This window comes from Streptomyces sp. NPDC087420 (assembly GCF_044744165.1).
GTDB lineage: Bacteria > Actinomycetota > Actinomycetes > Streptomycetales > Streptomycetaceae > Streptomyces.
Map to the genome: position 1 here is coordinate 461,836 of NZ_JBIUXU010000003.1, position 16,509 is coordinate 478,344.

Annotated in this window: 20 protein-coding genes; 8 read left to right on the forward strand and 12 right to left on the reverse strand. The window is 69.6% G+C overall.

The genetic code is table 11. The features are described from left to right. Nucleotides 1-61 precede the first annotated feature (61 nt). A complete protein-coding gene (locus tag ACIO1C_RS08180) occupies nt 62-907 on the forward strand; it encodes an isoprenyl transferase (RefSeq protein WP_401859775.1) in 846 nt (281 codons plus the stop codon). 70 nt (nt 908-977) lie between these two features. On the opposite strand, the gene ACIO1C_RS08185 is transcribed toward ACIO1C_RS08180, so the two are convergent. The 4 genes from ACIO1C_RS08185 to ACIO1C_RS08200 form a co-directional block, all read right to left on the reverse strand. Beyond that, complete coding sequence (locus ACIO1C_RS08185) at nt 978-1,418, reverse strand: Fur family transcriptional regulator (protein ID WP_401859777.1); 441 nt, start codon at nt 1,416-1,418, stop codon at nt 978-980. A gap of 72 nt (nt 1,419-1,490) precedes the next feature. Next, nucleotides 1,491-2,441 carry a metal ABC transporter permease gene (locus ACIO1C_RS08190; RefSeq protein ID WP_401859779.1) on the reverse strand — a complete coding sequence of 317 codons (951 nt, stop codon included), beginning with the start codon at nt 2,439-2,441 and terminating at the stop codon, nt 1,491-1,493. Nucleotides 2,442-2,443: 2 nt separating this feature from the next. Then, nucleotides 2,444-3,232, reverse strand: a complete 789-nt coding sequence (locus tag ACIO1C_RS08195) for a metal ABC transporter ATP-binding protein (RefSeq protein ID WP_401859780.1) — start codon at nt 3,230-3,232, stop codon at nt 2,444-2,446. Then, nucleotides 3,229-4,200 (reverse strand): metal ABC transporter substrate-binding protein, encoded by a 972-nt coding sequence (locus tag ACIO1C_RS08200; protein ID WP_401859782.1) that lies wholly within the window; start codon nt 4,198-4,200, stop codon nt 3,229-3,231. The genes ACIO1C_RS08195 and ACIO1C_RS08200 overlap by 4 nt, the downstream gene beginning before the upstream one ends. Before the next feature lie 144 nt (nt 4,201-4,344). Between ACIO1C_RS08200 and ACIO1C_RS08205 the strand changes: the two genes are divergently transcribed. Together ACIO1C_RS08205 and ACIO1C_RS08210 are read left to right on the forward strand one after the other, a co-directional pair. Further along, entirely contained in the window at nt 4,345-5,727 is a 1,383-nt protein-coding gene (locus tag ACIO1C_RS08205; protein WP_401859784.1) for a glycine--tRNA ligase, read from the forward strand. A gap of 120 nt (nt 5,728-5,847) precedes the next feature. Continuing rightward, nucleotides 5,848-6,054, forward strand: coding sequence for a hypothetical protein (locus ACIO1C_RS08210; RefSeq protein WP_327236716.1), 207 nt, complete (start codon nt 5,848-5,850; stop codon nt 6,052-6,054). 17 nt (nt 6,055-6,071) lie between these two features. On the opposite strand, the gene ACIO1C_RS08215 is transcribed toward ACIO1C_RS08210, so the two are convergent. Both ACIO1C_RS08215 and ACIO1C_RS08220 read right to left on the reverse strand, forming a co-directional pair. Continuing rightward, on the reverse strand, nt 6,072-6,656 hold the full coding sequence (locus tag ACIO1C_RS08215) for a TetR/AcrR family transcriptional regulator (protein ID WP_401859786.1): 585 nt from the start codon (nt 6,654-6,656) through the stop codon (nt 6,072-6,074). Nucleotides 6,657-6,755: 99 nt separating this feature from the next. Continuing rightward, complete coding sequence (locus tag ACIO1C_RS08220) at nt 6,756-7,793, reverse strand: aldo/keto reductase (protein WP_401859788.1); 1,038 nt, start codon at nt 7,791-7,793, stop codon at nt 6,756-6,758. Nucleotides 7,794-8,027: 234 nt separating this feature from the next. Between ACIO1C_RS08220 and ACIO1C_RS08225 the strand changes: the two genes are divergently transcribed. Next, a complete protein-coding gene (locus ACIO1C_RS08225) occupies nt 8,028-8,297 on the forward strand; it encodes a DUF6243 family protein (protein WP_401859789.1) in 270 nt (89 codons plus the stop codon). Between the two features lie 70 nt (nt 8,298-8,367). On the opposite strand, the gene ACIO1C_RS08230 is transcribed toward ACIO1C_RS08225, so the two are convergent. Both ACIO1C_RS08230 and ACIO1C_RS08235 read right to left on the reverse strand, forming a co-directional pair. Then, nucleotides 8,368-9,195, reverse strand: a complete 828-nt coding sequence (locus ACIO1C_RS08230) for an enoyl-CoA hydratase/isomerase family protein (protein ID WP_401859791.1) — start codon at nt 9,193-9,195, stop codon at nt 8,368-8,370. A gap of 132 nt (nt 9,196-9,327) precedes the next feature. Continuing rightward, entirely contained in the window at nt 9,328-10,836 is a 1,509-nt protein-coding gene (locus ACIO1C_RS08235; RefSeq protein WP_401859996.1) for an MFS transporter, read from the reverse strand. Between the two features lie 92 nt (nt 10,837-10,928). Here ACIO1C_RS08235 and ACIO1C_RS08240 point away from each other — a divergent pair, with 92 nt between their 5' ends. Beyond that, complete coding sequence (locus tag ACIO1C_RS08240; RefSeq protein WP_401859793.1) at nt 10,929-11,870, forward strand: helix-turn-helix transcriptional regulator; 942 nt, start codon at nt 10,929-10,931, stop codon at nt 11,868-11,870. A gap of 105 nt (nt 11,871-11,975) precedes the next feature. On the opposite strand, the gene ACIO1C_RS08245 is transcribed toward ACIO1C_RS08240, so the two are convergent. After that, entirely contained in the window at nt 11,976-13,448 is a 1,473-nt protein-coding gene (locus ACIO1C_RS08245; RefSeq protein WP_401859795.1) for an MFS transporter, read from the reverse strand. Nucleotides 13,449-13,512: 64 nt separating this feature from the next. Between ACIO1C_RS08245 and dusB the strand changes: the two genes are divergently transcribed. Beyond that, a complete protein-coding gene (gene dusB, locus ACIO1C_RS08250; protein WP_401859797.1) occupies nt 13,513-14,682 on the forward strand; it encodes a tRNA dihydrouridine synthase DusB in 1,170 nt (389 codons plus the stop codon). Between the two features lie 25 nt (nt 14,683-14,707). On the opposite strand, the gene ACIO1C_RS08255 is transcribed toward dusB, so the two are convergent. Genes ACIO1C_RS08255 through ACIO1C_RS08265 form a run of 3 tightly spaced genes read right to left on the reverse strand, consistent with a single transcriptional unit; the run spans nt 14,708 to nt 15,957 of the window. Continuing rightward, nucleotides 14,708-14,908, reverse strand: a complete 201-nt coding sequence (locus ACIO1C_RS08255) for a DUF397 domain-containing protein (RefSeq protein ID WP_401859798.1) — start codon at nt 14,906-14,908, stop codon at nt 14,708-14,710. A gap of 21 nt (nt 14,909-14,929) precedes the next feature. Continuing rightward, the gene (locus ACIO1C_RS08260; RefSeq protein ID WP_401859800.1) at nt 14,930-15,124 is read right to left on the reverse strand and encodes a DUF397 domain-containing protein; all 195 of its coding nucleotides are present in this window, start codon (nt 15,122-15,124) and stop codon (nt 14,930-14,932) included. Further along, nucleotides 15,121-15,957 (reverse strand): helix-turn-helix domain-containing protein, encoded by an 837-nt coding sequence (locus ACIO1C_RS08265; RefSeq protein ID WP_401859802.1) that lies wholly within the window; start codon nt 15,955-15,957, stop codon nt 15,121-15,123. Before ACIO1C_RS08265 ends, ACIO1C_RS08260 begins: the two co-directional genes overlap by 4 nt. Before the next feature lie 110 nt (nt 15,958-16,067). Between ACIO1C_RS08265 and ACIO1C_RS08270 the strand changes: the two genes are divergently transcribed. After that, on the forward strand, nt 16,068-16,241 hold the full coding sequence (locus tag ACIO1C_RS08270) for a hypothetical protein (RefSeq protein WP_401859804.1): 174 nt from the start codon (nt 16,068-16,070) through the stop codon (nt 16,239-16,241). Continuing rightward, nucleotides 16,238-16,498 carry a hypothetical protein gene (locus tag ACIO1C_RS08275; RefSeq protein ID WP_401859806.1) on the forward strand — a complete coding sequence of 87 codons (261 nt, stop codon included), beginning with the start codon at nt 16,238-16,240 and terminating at the stop codon, nt 16,496-16,498. Before ACIO1C_RS08270 ends, ACIO1C_RS08275 begins: the two co-directional genes overlap by 4 nt. Nucleotides 16,499-16,509 lie beyond the last annotated feature (11 nt).

The following is a 16,509-nucleotide window of genomic DNA, read 5'->3' on the forward strand; positions in this document are numbered from 1 at the left end:
GGAGAAGACCTGAAGAGTACGGGCACCTGAAGAGCACGGCAGCACGAGGAGACAAGAGCGCATGGCACGACGCGGAATCCTGGGACGTACCCGCCGCGAGTACAAGACGCCCGAGCCGCATCCCTCCGGCGCGGTACCGCCGCGGATCCAGAGCGAGCTGGTGCCGAAGCACGTGGCGTGCGTGATGGACGGGAACGGACGCTGGGCCAAGGAGCGCGGCCTGCCGCGCACCGAGGGGCACAAGGTCGGCGAGGGTGTGGTACTCGACGTCCTCAAGGGCTGCCTGGAGATGGGCGTCAAGAACCTCTCGCTGTACGCGTTCTCCACGGAGAACTGGAAGCGCACCCCCGACGAGGTGCGGTTCCTGATGAACTTCAACCGCGATGTCATCCGCCGCCGCCGCGACGAGATGGACGAGCTGGGCATCAGGATCCGCTGGGTCGGCCGGATGCCGAAGATGTGGAAGTCGGTCGTCCAGGAGCTCCAGGTCGCGCAGGAGCAGACCAAGGACAACGACGCCATGACGCTGTACTTCTGCGTCAACTACGGCGGCCGGGCGGAGATCGCGGACGCGGCGCAGGCGCTCGCCGCCGATGTCGCGTCGGGAAAGCTCGACCCGTCGAAGGTCAACGAGAAGACCTTCGCCAAGTACCTGTACTACCCGGACATGCCGGACGTGGATCTCTTCCTGCGTCCGAGCGGTGAGCAGCGTACGTCCAACTACCTGATCTGGCAGAGCAGTTACGCCGAGATGGTCTTCCAGGACGTGCTGTGGCCCGACTTCGACCGGCGGGACCTGTGGCGGGCCTGTCTGGAATTCGCCTCCCGGGACCGGCGGTTCGGCGGCGCGCTGCCCAACCTGTCGACGGGCGAGGACAACGAGATCGAGGAGCCGCAGGACAACTGAGCGGCGGGGCGGCGCGGGAACGCCGTACGGGCCATGGACTGTGACCTGTACGGCGACCCCGGGCTTCGTTCTAGTTCTTGACCGCCGCCGCCGCGCACTCCGCGCAGGTGCCGAAGATCTCCACCGTGTGCGCCACCGCCACATAGCCGTGCTGCGCGGCGACCGTCTCCGCCCACTGCTCGACGGCGGGGCCCTCGACCTCCACGGCCTTGCCGCAGATCCGGCACACCAGATGGTGGTGGTGGTCGCCGGTCGAGCAGCGCCGGTAGACCGACTCCCCGTCGTTCGTCCGCAGGACGTCCACCTCGCCGGCGTCGGCGAGGGACTGGAGGGTGCGGTAGACGGTCGTCAGGCCGACCGAGTCACCGCGGTGCTTGAGCATGTCGTGGAGCTCCTGCGCGCTGCGGAACTCGTCCACCTGGTCCAGCGCCGCCGCCACCGCGGCCCGCTGGCGGGTGGATCGGCCGCGCACGGGGGCCGGGCCCGCTCCATCGCCGGTCGCAGTCGTCACAGGTGCCTCCTTGCCTCTGCCCGTACCGCCGGGCGTCGCCCGCTTACGTCGGGCCATTCTGCCAGCTCGCGCTCACACCGGGATGTCATCACCGGCCCGCCGGGCGGCGGGGAGGCCCGGTGCGGACGGTTCCGTGGCCGGTACGGACGGTTCCGTCGCGAGTTCGGACGGTTCCGTCGCCGGGTCGGACCGTTCACCATCCAGGGCCCGCGCCCGCCTCCTCGCCAGCGGGGTGGCGAGGACGGTCAGGACCACGAACAGCCCGATGGCCAGCAATACGATGGTCGCGCCCGGCGGCACGTCCTGGTAGTACGAGGTGACCGTGCCGCCCACCGAGACCGCCGTCCCGATCACGACGGCGAGCACGAACGTGACCGCGAACGACCGCGTGACCTGCTGGGCGGCCGCCACCGGCACCACCATCAGCGCGCTCACCAGCAGCAGCCCCACGACCCGCATCGCGACGGTCACCGTCACGGCCGCCGTGACGGCCACCAGCAGGTTCAGGGTCCGTACGGGCAGCCCGGTGACCCGCGCGAACTCCTCGTCCTGGCTGACCGCGAAGAGCTGGCGCCGCAGCCCCACCGTGACCAGCACCACGAAGGCGGCGAGCACGGAGATCGAGATCACGTCCTGGGACGAGACCGTCGACAGCGAGCCGAAGAGGAACGAGAGCAGATTGGCGTTGGAGCCGTTCGGCGCGAGGTTGATCAGCAGGACTCCGCCGGACATCCCGCCGTAGAAGAGCATGGCGAGCGCGATGTCGCCGCGGGTGCGCCCGTACGCCCGGATCAGTTCCATCGTGATCGCGCCGGCCACCGAGACCAGCGTCGCCGTCCACACGGGGCTCCAGGACAGCAGGAAGCCGAGACCGACGCCGGTGAGGGCCACGTGCCCGATGCCGTCGCCCATGAGCGCCTGGCGGCGCTGTACGAGGTAGATGCCGATGGCGGGGGCGGTGACGCCGATCAGCACGGCGGCGATCAGCGCGCGCTGCATGAACGGGGCCTGGAGGATTTCCATGGTCAGCTCAGCAGTCCTGTACGGAGCGGCTCGCCGACCGCGTGGGGGTGGACGTGGTCGTGGCCCGGGAGGGCGTGCTGGCCGACGGCCCGGGGCGGCGGTCCGTCGTGCAGGACACAGCCCTCGCGCAGCACCACCGCGCGGTCGATCAGGGGCTCCAGCGGCCCCAGTTCGTGCAGGACGAGCAGCACCGTCGTACCGGCCGCGACCTGTTCGCGCAGGGTCGCCGCGAGGATCTCCTGGCTGGCGAGGTCGACGCCGGCCATCGGCTCGTCCATGATCAGGAGTTCGGGCTCGGAGGCGAGCGCCCTGGCGATCAGCACCCGCTGGTACTGGCCGCCGGACAGCGCGTTCACGGAGTCCTTGGCGCGGTCCGCGAGGCCCACCAGCTCGATGACGCGCTCGACGGCCGCCCGGTCCGCCCTGCCGGGCCACCGCAGTTTCGTACGGGACAGGCGCCCGGCGGAGACGATCTCGCGGACCGTCGCGGGCACCCCGCCCTCCGCCGTGGTGCGCTGCGGTACGTATCCGACGCGCGACCAGTCGCGGAAGCGGCGCAGGGGGGTCGAGAACAGCGAGACCTCGCCGGTGGTGAGCGGGACCTGGCCGATCACCGCGCGGACGGCCGTGGACTTGCCGGAGCCGTTGGCGCCGAGCAGGGCGACCACCTCGCCGTGGTGCACGGTGAGGTCGATGCCGCGCAGCACGATGCGGGCGCCGAGGACGGCCGTCGCGCCGCGGAGCGCGATGACGGGGGGGCCGGGGGCGCCGGGGGTGCCGGGGGCGCTCACTTGGCGCCCAGCGCGTTCTGGAGCGCGGCCAGGTTGGCCTTCATGACCTGGAGGTAGTCCGACCCCTTGGACTTCGCCGTGATTCCCTCAAGCGGATCCAGGACGTCGGTCTTCAGGCCGGTGTCCCCGGCGATGGTCTTCGCGGTCCTGTCGCTGGCGAGCGTCTCGAAGAACACGGTGCTGACCTTGTCCTGCCGGGCGATGGTCCCCAGCTCCTTCACACGCGCGGGGCTGGGCTCCGCCTCGGGGTCGACCCCGGCGATCGCCTCCTGCTCCAGGCCGTACCGCTCGGCGAGGTAGCCGAAGGCGGCGTGGGTGGTGATGAAGGTCTTGGTGGTGGTGTGGGCGAGGCCCTGCTTGAAGGCGGTGTCGAGGGCGCCGAGCTTCCCGACGAGGGTGGCGGTGTTCGTACGGTACGTGGCGGCGTGGTCCGGGTCCGCCTTCTCCAGGGCGGCGCCGACACCCTTCGCGACCTGGGCGTACCTCACCGGGTCCAGCCAGATGTGCGGGTCGTTGCCGTCCGCGGATTCCTCCTCCCCGTGGCTCTCGTCCCCTTCGTGGCCTTCGTGGGCGGGGCCGACCTCGGTGCCGTGCCGCTCCATCGTTGTGAGCGCGGTCGCATCGACGATCTCCCGCGCTCCGGACTGGCCGATGGCGTCGTCCACGGCGGGGGCGATGCCCTTGAGGTACAGGACGACGTCCGCCTGGCCGAGGCCGGCGGTCTGCCGGGGGCTCAGTTCCAGGTCGTGCGGCTCGGTGCCCGGCTTGGTCAGCGTCGTGACGGAGACATGATCGCCGCCTATCTGCTGGGCCAGGAACTGCATGGGGTAGAACGACGCGGTCACCGCCAGCTTGCCGCCGCTCTTCCCCCCGGCCGTGTCTGAGGAGGAGCAGGCGGACAGTGCCAGCAGGCCGAGCGTGACTGCTCCGGCGGTGGCGGCGGTGGGTATCAGGCGTCGTACGTTCATGACAGTCATTTTCAACAAAAGTGGAAACGATTGTCAACAAGGTGCGGTCCTGGCCGTTCCCGCACACCGATTTGATACAGGGGGTGCGGCCGCCGCTAATCTGGGGCATTCGCCGTTCGTCGCCGTCGTAATGAAGAGAGCACCGTGGCCGCCGACAAGATCGACACCATCGTCAACCTGAGCAAGCGCCGTGGCTTCGTCTACCCGTCCAGTGAGATCTACGGTGGTCAGCGGGCCGCCTGGGACTACGGGCCGCTCGGAGTCGAGCTGAAGGAAAACCTCAAGCGCCAGTGGTGGCGCTCCATGGTCACTTCGCGCGAGGACGTCGTCGGTATCGACTCGTCGGTGATCCTTGCCACTGAGGTCTGGGAGGCGTCCGGCCACGTCGCGACCTTCACGGACCCGCTGACCGAATGCACCTCCTGCCACAAGCGCTACCGCGCGGACCACTTGGAGGAGGGGTACGAGGAGAAGCACGGCAAGCCCCCGGTGAACGGCCTTGCCGACATCAACTGCCCCCACTGCGGCAACAAGGGCACCTTCACCGAGCCCAAGTCGTTCTCGGGTCTGCTCTCCACCCACCTGGGCCCGACCCAGGACACCGGCTCGGTCGCCTACCTGCGCCCCGAGACGGCGCAGGGCATTTTCACCAACTTCGGCCAGGTCCTCCAGACGTCGCGCAAGAAGCCGCCCTTCGGCATCGCGCAGATGGGCAAGTCCTTCCGGAACGAGATCACTCCGGGCAACTTCATCTTCCGCACCCGTGAGTTCGAGCAGATGGAGATGGAGTTCTTCGTCAAGCCGGGCGAGGACGAGAAGTGGCACGAGTACTGGATGGAGCAGCGCTGGAACTGGTACCGCGACCTCGGCCTGCGCGAGGAGAACATGCGCTGGTTCGAGCACGCCCAGGAGAAGCTCGCCCACTACGCGAAGCGCACCGTGGACATCGAGTACCGCTTCTCCTTCGGCGGCAGCGAGTGGGGTGAGCTGGAAGGCGTGGCCAACCGCACCGACTACGACCTCACCGTCCACTCCAAGGCCTCGGGCCACGACCTGCTGTACTTCGACCAGGAGGCCGGCGAGCGCTGGACCCCCTACGTCATCGAGCCGGCCGCCGGTGTCGGCCGCGCGATGCTCGCCTTCCTCCTCGACGCGTACAACGAGGACGAGGCGCCCAACGCGAAGGGCGTGCTGGAGAAGCGCACCGTGCTCCGCCTCGACCCGCGCCTCGCGCCGGTGAAGGTCGCGATCCTGCCGCTGTCCCGCAACGCGCAGCTCTCGCCGAAGGCCAAGGGCCTCGCCGAGGACCTGCGGCGCAACTGGAACATCGAGTTCGACGACGCGGGCGCCATCGGCCGCCGCTACCGCCGCCAGGACGAGATCGGTACGCCGTTCTGCGTCACCGTCGACTTCGACACCCTGGACGACAACGCGGTGACCGTGCGCGAGCGCGACACCATGCAGCAGGAGCGGGTCTCCCTGGACCAGATCCAGGCGTACCTCGGCGGCCGTCTCCTCGGCTGCTGACGCATCACGTTCCCGGCTCGAAGCCCCCGGTTCCGTTACGGAGCCGGGGGCTTCGTCGCACACTGGCGGTACGTCAACGCCCCATGCCCCATGCCCCACGCGTCACAACAGGAGGCTCGGATGCCGTCCACGACCACCAGCACCGTCCGCCGATGGGACCAGCACGGACGCGAGCATGTCGTACGCGTCCAGAAGTCAGGTGTCCTGCGCTCGTTGATATGTGACACCTGCGACTGGCGCATCAACGCGCAGTTCCTGCCCTGGCTCAAGGCCGAGGAACACCTGACGGAGGCTCACCAGGCCACGGTGAACCCGGCGAAGGACTGAGAGGGGCCGCGCCCGGTTCAGGTCCGCAGGCCCCGGACCACCAGGTCGCACACCGCGCTGAACTCGTCGTCCATCGACGGCTTCTGCCACTCCGGGGCGTACGTCGGGTCGTGGAACCGGGCCGTCGCCGCGAAGACCGCGACGGCCACCCGCTGCGGGTCCGGGGCGGTGAACTCGCCCGCCCGCACGCCCTCTTCGACGATCCGGGTGAGCTGGCCGGTCAGTATCGACAGGTGCGTCTCCGTCACCCCGCTGTTCTCCCGGGCGAGCGTGTTGTACGTGGCGAACAACTCCGGGTCGTCGCCCGCCTTGTGCCGCTTGGCGTCGAACAGCGCCAGCAGCCAGCCGCGCAGCTTCTCCGCGCCCCCGGGGGTCGTGGCGTCGGTGATGCCCTCCAGCGTGCTCTCCGTGCGCTCCAGCCAGCGCTGGGTGACCGCCTCGCGCAGCGCCGCCTTCGTACGGAAGTGGCGGTACACGCTGCCGTGGCTGACACCGAGCAGCCGTGCCACGTCGACAACCGTGGCCTTCGCCGGACCGTAACGGCGCAGGACCTCTTCGGTCGCTTCGAGGATGCGCTCGGCGGTCAGGGTCTCGGTGGTCATCGGGGAGCGACCTTTCTGGCTGGTGCGGCGGCCCTCACCCACTGACATTACCCGCCGGCCACCCCGCCGGGCCGGTGTCCGGTCCGCGCCGCCCGCCGCTCAGTGTTCGCTGTCCAGGTGCGCCATCTGGGCGCTCGGGTACCGGTCGCCCAGGGCCGCGCCGGCCGGGACGGCCCGCTCGATCGCGGCCAGGTCACCGGCGTCGAGCGTCACGTCCAGCGCGGCGAGGGACTCGGTCAGCCGGTCGCGGTGGCGGGCACCGACCAGCGGCACGATGTCCTCCCCACGCGACAGCACCCAGGCGATGGCGATCTGCGCGACCGTGACTCCCTTCTGTTCGGCGACCTTGCGCAGGGACTCGACCAGATCGAGGTTGTGGCGGAGGTTCTCTCCCTGGAAGCGGGGGCTGATCGCCCGGAAGTCGGTCGCCGCCAGCTCGCGGTCCGGGGTGAAGTGGCCGCTGATGAGACCGCGCGACAGCACGCCGTACGCCGTGATGCCTATGCCCAGCTCCCGGACGGTCGGCAGGATCGTGTCCTCGATGCCGCGCGAGATCAGCGAATACTCGATCTGGAGGTCGGATATCGGGGCGACGGACGCCGCCCGGCGGATCGTGTCCGCGCCCGCCTCCGAGAGGCCGATGTGCCGCACATGCCCCGCCTGGACCAGCTCGGCGATGGCGCCGACCGTCTCCTCGATGGGCACGGCCGGGTCGACGCGCGCGATCCGGTAGATGTCGATGTGGTCCGTGCCCAGGCGCTGCAACGAATACGCCGCGAAGTTCCGCACCGCGGCCGGGCGGCCGTCGACCGGCCCCCATCCGTTGTCCGGGTCGCGCATGCCGCCGAACTTCACGCTGATCACCGCGCGCTCCCGGGCGCCGGCGGGGGCGGTGCGGAGCGCTTCGTTGATCAGCATCTCGTTGCTGCCCATGCCGTAGAAGTCGCCCGTGTCGATCAGGGTGACCCCGGCGTCCAGCGCGGCATGGAGCGTGGCGAGGGATTCGGCGCGGTCACCCCCTTCGTACAGCGCGGACATGCCCATCGCGCCCAGGCCGAGCGCGGAGACCCGGGGGCCGGTCGAGCCGAGCGTGCGGGTGGGGACGGAAGCGGGAGCGACCTTCTCGGAAGATGTCATGCGACAACCTTGGCATGACCGATGACAGATTTCAATATCTGTCATTCACTACTTCGAGCGACCCTTCCTGGGGTTTCGGCCGATGTGGGCGAATAACCGCGTGACGACCGCCCCCCACCCGGTGGTAGCGTCACGGGCATGTTCTTCCAGATCTACGAGTGAGAGCGCGGCGGCCACGGGCCGCCCCCCACCGACGATTCCGCAGATCACTTCACATCACTTCGGGAGAACCCCGTGGCAAAGAGCCGCAACAATCTTCTCGGCGTCGGCGGGCAGCGCAAGAAGCTGTCCCGCGCCGACCAGCAGGGCAACGGCCCGGCCCGTAACGCCGACCGCGCGGTCGCCGCCGACCAGAAGCAGGAGCTGCTGCGCAAGATGCGCGAGCGCGCCGTCGGCGACGACCAGCAGCCCGACACCGAAGGCGCCACCGGTGCCGCCGACGCCACCGGCGCCGACAGCGAGGCCGGTACGGCGGGCGGAGCGACCGACACGTCCGCGTCCTGACCAACCGCGACCGGCCGCGCCCCAACCGCGACCGGCCGCGCCACCAACCGGGCCACCACCGACGCCCGGCCTATCGCTTCGGGGCGAACCTCGCCGAGTACTCCGCGAGGTTCTCCTCGAACGGCCCGTCCTTCTGAAGACCGTTCTCGAACGCCTGCCTCGCCCACTCCTGCACCTCAGGAGTCGCCAGTGCCGCGAGGAACAGGTTCGCCTGTGTGGCGAGTTCGTCCTCCTTCGGGAGCGTCCGCGGATCGACCTCGCGCTTCAGTTCCCGGATCGCGCTGACCGAGAACCCCGAGACGCGCCGCACGAACTCATCGATGAACGCGTCGAACTCGGCGTCGGGCACCGCCCTGTTGACGTATCCGTACCGCTCCGCGAGGGCCCCGTCGAAGTCCTCGCCACCCGCCAGGATCTCCAGCGCCCGCCCGCGCCCCACCAGACGCGGCAGGCGCGCGACGGCGCCGCCGCCCGGGATGACGCCGGCCGTGATCTCGAACTGGCCGAGCACGGCGCGCTCCAGGCTCGCGAACCGGATGTCCGTGGCGAGTACGAACTCGCTGCCCGCCCCCCGTACCCGCCCGCGAATCGCGCTCACGGTGAGCGCGGGGAGCTTGCTCAGGCGGATCAGAACGTCCGTGAACGGCGACATGCCCTCCAGCAGCGGCGGCTGGCCGGCGAGCGCCGAACCGTCGTCGGCGAGGTCCCAGTGCGCGATGAAGTACTCGGGATCGGCGCTCTCGAAAAGGACCACCGCGAGGTCCGGGTCGCTCTCGGCGGCTTCGAGGATCGCGCGCAGCTCGATGATGAACCGCGCCCCGACCAGGTTGACCGGGGGGTTGTTGATGGACACCCGCCACAGGGAGGGGGAGGACTTGGTGAGTGTGAGCTGTGTCATGAAATAGACCCTATGGGGCGATTCGGAATTTCCGACTCAGGCGGTGAGGCCGCGAGTCAGGTGGTGAGGGTACGAGTCAGGTGGTGAGGCCGCGAGTCAGGCGGTGAGGGTACGGGGACGGACAACGCGTCCTCAGCTCACCGTGCGCGGCAGCCGCAGGCTCAGCAGCCCCGTCAGCAGGATCAGCCCCATCATCGCCACCAGGGTGACCGCCAGCGCGTCCCCCATGCCGTCGGAGTCCGTCAGGCTCAGGAACAGCGTCCCCAGCGTGGCCACCCCCAGCGCCAGCGACGCCTGCTGCGCCGTGACCATCACGCCACTGCCCACGCCCGCCCGCTCGGGCGGTACGTCCGAGAGCACGATCCGGAACAGGTTCGGCAGCTGGAGGCCACCGCCCAGACCGGCCACAGCCACCCCCGGCAGCAGGTCCAGCGCGCCGACCGACGGCCAGTCCCGCCAGACCAGCAGGGCCAGCAGCCCCAGCCCGGTGAACTGGATCGCCGCGCCGACCGTCAGCACCCGCGTCCCGAAGCGCGCGAGCAGCCGCGGGCCCGCCAGCGACGCCGCGAAGAACGTCACCGCCAGCGGCACCAGCGCCAGCCCCGACCCGATGGCGCTCATGTCGAGGCCCTGCTGGAGCGCGATCGCGAGCACGAACATGAACCCGCCGAAGCAGATCGCGAACGGGACGGTCAGGCCCACCCCGCGCCGCAGCGAGACCAGCCGGAACAGGCTCGGCGGCAGCAGCGGTATCCGCCCCTGCCGGTCCTCCCGCCGCTCCACCCAAAGGAACGCCGCCGTGGCCACCGGGAAGACCCCCAGCGTGACCCAGGTCCACAGCGGCCACCCCGCCGCCCGCCCCTCGGTCAGCGGCACCAGCAGGGTCACCAGCGCGGTGGTCAGCAGCAGCGTGCCCGGTACGTCGATCGGCGCGGGCTTCTGCGACTTGGTCTCCGGCACCGTACGGAACGCCAGGAACAGACCGACCAGCGCGACCGGTACGTTCACCAGGAAGATCACCCGCCAGCCGGTCCCGGCGATGTCCGCCGCCACCAGCACGCCGCCCAGGATCTGGCCCGCCACCATGGAGAGCCCCGCGGTCGCGCCGTACAGGCTGATCGCCTTCGCCCGCCGTTCCCCGGCCGTCGTCGCGTGGATGGTGGCCAGCACCTGCGGCAGCATCAGCGCCGCCGCCGCGCCCTGGGCCACCCTCGCGCCCACCAGCGTCCAGGCGTTGGGCGCCAGGCCGCAGGCCAGCGAGGTGATGCCGAAGGCCGCGATGCCGGCCATGAACAGGCGCCTGCGGCCGAGCGTGTCGCCGAGCCGTCCGCCGAGGACGAGCAGGACGGCGTACGCGACTCCGTAACCGGCCACGACCAGTTCGAGCAGGGCGGGGCCCGCCGACAGGTCCTTGTCGATGGTCGGGAGGGCGACGTTGACGATGAAGAAGTCGATCAGCGGAAGGGCCGCCCCGAGGAGCACGGTGAACAGGCCGAGGGTGCCGAGGACCGGACCGTGGTCATGGACGGCCGGGGCGGATCCCGGGGCGGATCCCGGAGCGGGAGCGGGGACGGAGGAAACAAGAGGAGCCGGGGCCGGAACGCCGGACTGAGGACGGGATGCTGTACTCACGAGAGCCAGAGTCACCCCGGACGAAGCCTGGTACCAGAGTGTCTTTATCCTGGTACCAGGAGTACCTGGCAATGGGCTGAGGTCTCCCGCAACCTGGAGGAATGGCAACGATGGTGCAGGAACACGGCACGATGGCCCCCCAGGCGGCGATACCGGGCGCATCCACCCCCGAAGGACACGCCCTCCGGGAGCCGGACATCCGGCGCCACGAACTGGCCGGCTTCCTGCGCAGCCGACGCGAGCGCATCATGCCCGAACAGGTCGGCCTGCCGCGCGGCATCCGCCGCCGTACGCCAGGACTGCGCCGGGAAGAGGTCGCCCAGCTCTCCGCCGTGGGCGTCACCTGGTACACCTGGCTCGAACAGGCCAGGCCCATCCAGGTCTCCGCCCAGGTGCTCGACGCCCTCGCCCGCGCCCTGCTCCTCGACCCCAGCGAGCGCTCCCACCTCTTCGCCCTGGCCGGCGCCGTGGACCCCGCGCCCGGCGCGCCGAGCCCCACCATCACCCCGTCGGTACGGCGGATGCTGGAGCGCCTGGAGCCCTTCCCGGCCTGTGTGCAGAACAGCCGGTACGACATCCTCGCGTACAACCGCACCTACGCCGTGATGATGTGCGACATGGACGCCCTGCCGCCCGAGGACCGTAACTGCATCTGGCTCGCCTTCACCAATGCGCAGTGGCAGGCCGCCCTCACCAGTCCCCGGGAGACCAAGCAGACCCTGGTGGCGCGCTTCCGCTCCGACATGGCCGAACACCTCGCGGAGCCGCCCTGGAAGGCCCTGCTCGCGCGGCTGCGGAACGCCTCACCGGAGTTCTGCGAGATCTGGGAGCGGCACGAGGTGATCGGCAACACGGGCAGGAGCAAGCGGTTCGTGAACGCCCAGGTCGGCACGCTCAACGTGGTGCACACGAATCTCTGGCTCGGGCCGACGTCGGGGCCCCGGCTGGTCAGTTACGTCCCCGAGGACGACGAGTCCCAGGCCCGGCTGGAGAAGCTCCTGATGCTGAAGACGCTTGAGGCGCGGCAGCCGGCGGCGGTCTGACCGTACGGAGGCGCACCCGTCTCCTACGGAAGCGAACCCGCCCCTTACGGAAGCGAACCCGTCCCCCTACGGAAGCCGGCCCCGCCTCCTACAGAAGAGGACCCTTCACGCCCGCGCCGCCGCCGCCTGAGCCCCCGTCGGATCCAGCCGCTGTGCCGTACGCACCGCCGTGCCCCGCGCCCACCGCCCGCTGCTCAGCAACCCCACCAGCAATACGGCGAGACCACACCCCGTGATGATCCACCACGCCGGCCGGCTCGCGTCCGCGAAGTCCTGCCTTCCGGCAGCCGAGGCCATCCGGCCCGTGGCCGACAAGGCCACCCCGCCCGCCAGTACGGCCCCGATCACCGCCACCCCCAGCGTCTGCCCGATCTGACGGCTGGTCGAGGCGACAGCGGCGGCCACCCCCGCCTGCGCGTTGGGCATGCCGGAGACGGCGGTGTTGGTGATCGGCGCGTTCACCATGCCGAAGCCGATGCCGAAGATCACGTACCCGGTGAAGAGCAGCGGAGTGTGCTGCTCCGCCTTGAACACGGCGAACAGCACCCCGCTCGCCGTCATCGCGACCCCGGCGACCAGCAGCGACAGCCGGGGCCCCCGGTTGCCCACCAGCCGCCCCGACAGCGGGGCACACACAAAGGTCATGGCCGCCATCGGCAGGATGTACAGCCCGGCCTTCAAGGCCGACAGCCCTCGCACATCCTGGAGATAGAGCGTGTTCAGGAAGAGGAACCCGCTCAGCCCGGCGAACGCGCACACGGCGATCAGCGTCGCGCCGCTGAACGGCGCGCTGCTGAAGAACCGCAGGTCGATCAATGGCTCGTCGCGCCTCGGCTCGTACAGGATCAGCGCGACCAGCGACAGTATCGAGAAGCCCACGAAGGACAGGATCTCCGGCGAGGTCCAGCCGGACTTGGGCGCCTCGATGATCGCGTACGTGAGGGTCGCCAGCATCCCGATGACCAGCAGCTGGCCCACCGGGTCCGGCCTGCGGGCCTTGGGCGCGCGGGACTCGGGGACGTACCGCCAGGTCAGGATCAGCGCGGTGATCCCGATCGGGATGTTCAGCCAGAAGATCGCCCGCCAGCTGATCGTGTCCACCAGCAGCCCGCCGATGATCGGCCCCAGCGCCAGGGAGATCCCGACCACCGCGCCCCAGGCGCCGATGGCGCGGGCGCGCTCGCGCCGCTCGGTGAAGGTGTTGGTGATGATCGACACCGCGACCGGGTTGAGCATCGAGCCGCCGACGGCCTGGAGGATCCGGAACGCGACCAGCGACTCCAGGTTCGGCGCGGCGGAGCAGAGCGCCGAGCCGACCGTGAAGATCACCAGCCCGGTCATGAAGACCTTGCGCCGGCCGATCCGGTCGGCGGTGGAACCCGCGAGCATCAGCAGCGAGGCCAGGACGAGGGTGTACGCGTCGATGGTCCACTGGAGCCCGGCTACCGACGCGTGCAGTTCCTTCTGCAACGTGGGCAGGGCGACATTCAGGATGGTGTTGTCGAGGCTGACGATCAGCAGGCTCATGCAGCAGATCACCAGCACCAGCGTCCGCCGCCGGGGGCTCAGCTCAGGCATGCGCACGATAGTACGTCTAACTAACCATTCTCGGCGGGAGGGGGTGGTGGGCCACAATGGTGAGATGACCGCAGCACTCTCCTCGTCCGCCGCGCCGCTCGCGACGCTGTCTCCGCTGGCCATCGGCCCGTACGCGGTACGTCCGCCGGTGGTGCTCGCCCCCATGGCCGGGATCACCAACGCGCCGTTCCGGACGCTCTGCCGCGAGTTCAGCGGGGGCAAGGGACTGTTCGTCAGTGAGATGATCACCACACGCGCGCTCGTGGAACGCAACGAGAAGACGATGCAGCTGATCCGCTTCGACGCGTCGGAGACCCCGCGCTCGATCCAGCTGTACGGAGTCGACCCGGTCACCGTCGGCAAAGCGGTCCGCATGATCGTGGACGAGGGCCTCGCCGACCACATCGACCTGAACTTCGGCTGCCCGGTCCCCAAGGTCACCCGCAAGGGCGGCGGCTCGGCGCTCCCGTACAAGAGGCCCCTGCTCCGCGCGATCCTCCACGAAGCGGTCTCGAACGCCGGCGACCTCCCCGTGACCATGAAGATGCGCAAGGGCATCGACGACGACCACATCACCTACCTCGACGCGGGGCGGATCGCGGTCGAGGAGGGCGTCACGGCGATCGCCCTGCACGGCAGGACGGCGGCGCAGCACTACGGCGGTACGGCGGACTGGGACGCGATCGCGCGCCTCAAGGAGCACGTGCCGGAGATCCCGGTCCTCGGCAACGGCGACATCTGGTCGGCGGACGACGCGCTGCGGATGATGCGCGAGACCGGCTGCGACGGAGTGGTCGTCGGCCGTGGCTGCCTGGGCCGGCCGTGGCTGTTCGGCGACCTGGTGGCCGCTTTCGAGGGTACGGGGGCCCCGGCGCGCCCCGGCCTGCGCGAGGTGTCGGTCGTGATGCTCCGTCACGCGCAGCTGCTGGGGGAGTGGATCGGCGACGAGGCGCGGGGCGTGATCGACTTCCGTAAGCACGTGGCGTGGTACTTGAAGGGCTTCGCGGTCGGCTCCGAGATGCGCCGACGCCTGGCGATCACCTCGTCCCTGGCCGAACTGGACGCGCTGCTCTCGGAGTTGGACCTGGACCAGCCGTGGCCCGACGGCGCGGATGGCCCTCGGGGCCGCACGTCGGGCAACAACCGGGTGGTCCTGCCGGACGGCTGGTTGAAGGACCCGTACGACTGCTCGGGCGTGAGCGCGGACGCGGAACTCGACACGTCGGGCGGCTGAAGCCGCCTTTGCGTTGGTACGGGCCTCAGCGCGCGACGTACGCGACGAAGTCGCCCCACGCGGCGGCGGGGAGTGTGAGCGTCGGCCCGGTGGGGATCTTGCTGTCGCGGATGGGGACGAGCCCGGCGAAGCCATCGGCCACTTCGAGGCATTCCCCGCCGTCGCCGCTGCTGTAACTGCTCTTGCGCCAGTGGGCGGTGCTGAGATCGGGTCGGACGTTGCTCATGACTGCGTCTCCTCTTGTGTGTCAGCGGGCGATGTGGGCCACGAACTTCGCCCAGGCGGGGGCGGCGAGCGTGAGGGTGGCGCCGCCCGGGTTCTTGCTGTCGCGGACGGGGACGAGACTGGGGAAGTCGTCGGAGACCTCCAGACACTCTCCACCCTCGCCGTTGCTGTAGCTGCTCTTGCGCCAGCGAATGGCGGCGTCGTGACTGCTGATCATCTCCGGATCTCCTTCATCGCGGCCTGGATCAGGTCAGCTGACTCTGCGGGGCTACAAGCCCTGATCCGGGAGTGATCATAGGCCAGCGCGTACTTCGCAACTCGCTCCGGATTCATGAAGAGTTGGCCCGTAAAGGCTCCTTCAAGGTAAGCCACCCTTGGCCTGTCTGGAAGGTCCAGAAGGCACAGTGTCCCGCCCAGCGCGGGGTGGGCGCCCACGTCGGTGCGGATGATCTGAATGACGGCTCTTGAGCTCTGCGCCAATTGGGCCAAGTGGTCGAGCTGCTCGGCCATGGCCTCGGGCCCGCAGGTGGGGCGCCGGAGCAGTTCCTCCTCCAGGACGAACCAGAGAGTCGGTGACTTCGCCCGGTGAAGGATCTCCTGACGTTGCAGGCGGTGCTGGATCCGGCGTTCCACCTCTTCGTCGCTGTCCTGCAAACGCGACCCATTGATCAGGGCTCGTACGTATCCCTCCGTCTGCAACAGCCCGGGGATGAACGACGACGTGTAGCTGCTGATGGCTGTGGCGGCACTCTCCAGGTCCGCGTATGGCCGGACCCGATCCGTGGAACTGGGAGACATACTCGCGAAACTGTGCAGCCTGGCGAACAACCCGCCCGTCTCCAGCGCGACGTCAAGCGCCGTCGCGTTGGGCAACGTCGCTGGTACGGAACCGAGTTCAATCTGCGCGATACGACTCCCCGTCATATGCGCCACCGCCGCCAATTTCGTCTGGCTCCATCCCCGGGCCTCTCTGCGGAGACGTAACTCCGCGCCCAGGAACGCCTCCGGACTGGTGTACGGGTCCAACTCTTTGCCTGCCAGAGGAATCACCGCTCTTAATGCTCGGGCCGTCAAGGTCTACCCCCTGTTGGAGCCTACTCGCGGACACCGATCCTTGTTGCACAGACGGTGATGAAGCGATGACGGAGGGCCCAACCCCCATGTGTGACCGAGCCCTGGAACCCCCGGCCCCCGACGGATCGGCCCAGCTTGAGGCCGCCGTGGACGGCCGAGGCTTCCATCGCCTCGTACCGGACGACGGGGCGGCCTTCGCCCCGGTGACGGACGAACTGCTGGAGCGGGTGCTCCATGGACTGAGGCGGTTGGCGGAATGACGGACAAGAGCAACGCACGGCGAGTTCTCGCGCGGCTGACGGAGGAATTCGGCAAGGACGGCGTCCTGATCGTTCCGAAGTCGGATCCCGGCGCCGAAGGCGCGGACCTGATTCCGGGCTCCACCCTCCGCTGGCCGCCCTGCGAATGCGGCAATTCCCTTTGCCCCGACTACGAAGAGCCTTCCGAGTCGGCCCCGGGCACCCTCAGTGCGCGCCTTGCCGAGCGCAACAGGCGCAGCCGACGAGGTCGGCCGTAACTCGATTTTGG

Excerpts from the sequence above, each read along its gene's own strand:
- ACIO1C_RS08180 (WP_401859775.1), top strand. The coding sequence starts at position 62 with ATGGCACGACGCGGAATCCTGGGACGTACCCGCCGCGAGTACAAGACG.
- ACIO1C_RS08190 (WP_401859779.1), bottom strand. The coding sequence starts at position 2,441 with ATGGAAATCCTCCAGGCCCCGTTCATGCAGCGCGCGCTGATCGCCGCC.
- ACIO1C_RS08200 (WP_401859782.1), bottom strand. The coding sequence starts at position 4,200 with ATGAACGTACGACGCCTGATACCCACCGCCGCCACCGCCGGAGCAGTC.
- ACIO1C_RS08210 (WP_327236716.1), top strand. The coding sequence starts at position 5,848 with ATGCCGTCCACGACCACCAGCACCGTCCGCCGATGGGACCAGCACGGA.
- ACIO1C_RS08215 (WP_401859786.1), bottom strand. The coding sequence starts at position 6,656 with ATGACCACCGAGACCCTGACCGCCGAGCGCATCCTCGAAGCGACCGAA.
- ACIO1C_RS08220 (WP_401859788.1), bottom strand. The coding sequence starts at position 7,793 with ATGACATCTTCCGAGAAGGTCGCTCCCGCTTCCGTCCCCACCCGCACG.
- ACIO1C_RS08230 (WP_401859791.1), bottom strand. The coding sequence starts at position 9,195 with ATGACACAGCTCACACTCACCAAGTCCTCCCCCTCCCTGTGGCGGGTG.
- ACIO1C_RS08240 (WP_401859793.1), top strand. The coding sequence starts at position 10,929 with ATGGCAACGATGGTGCAGGAACACGGCACGATGGCCCCCCAGGCGGCG.
- ACIO1C_RS08245 (WP_401859795.1), bottom strand. The coding sequence starts at position 13,448 with ATGCCTGAGCTGAGCCCCCGGCGGCGGACGCTGGTGCTGGTGATCTGC.
- dusB (WP_401859797.1), top strand. The coding sequence starts at position 13,513 with ATGACCGCAGCACTCTCCTCGTCCGCCGCGCCGCTCGCGACGCTGTCT.
- ACIO1C_RS08255 (WP_401859798.1), bottom strand. The coding sequence starts at position 14,908 with ATGAGCAACGTCCGACCCGATCTCAGCACCGCCCACTGGCGCAAGAGC.
- ACIO1C_RS08260 (WP_401859800.1), bottom strand. The coding sequence starts at position 15,124 with ATGATCAGCAGTCACGACGCCGCCATTCGCTGGCGCAAGAGCAGCTAC.
- ACIO1C_RS08270 (WP_401859804.1), top strand. The coding sequence starts at position 16,068 with ATGTGTGACCGAGCCCTGGAACCCCCGGCCCCCGACGGATCGGCCCAG.
- ACIO1C_RS08275 (WP_401859806.1), top strand. The coding sequence starts at position 16,238 with ATGACGGACAAGAGCAACGCACGGCGAGTTCTCGCGCGGCTGACGGAG.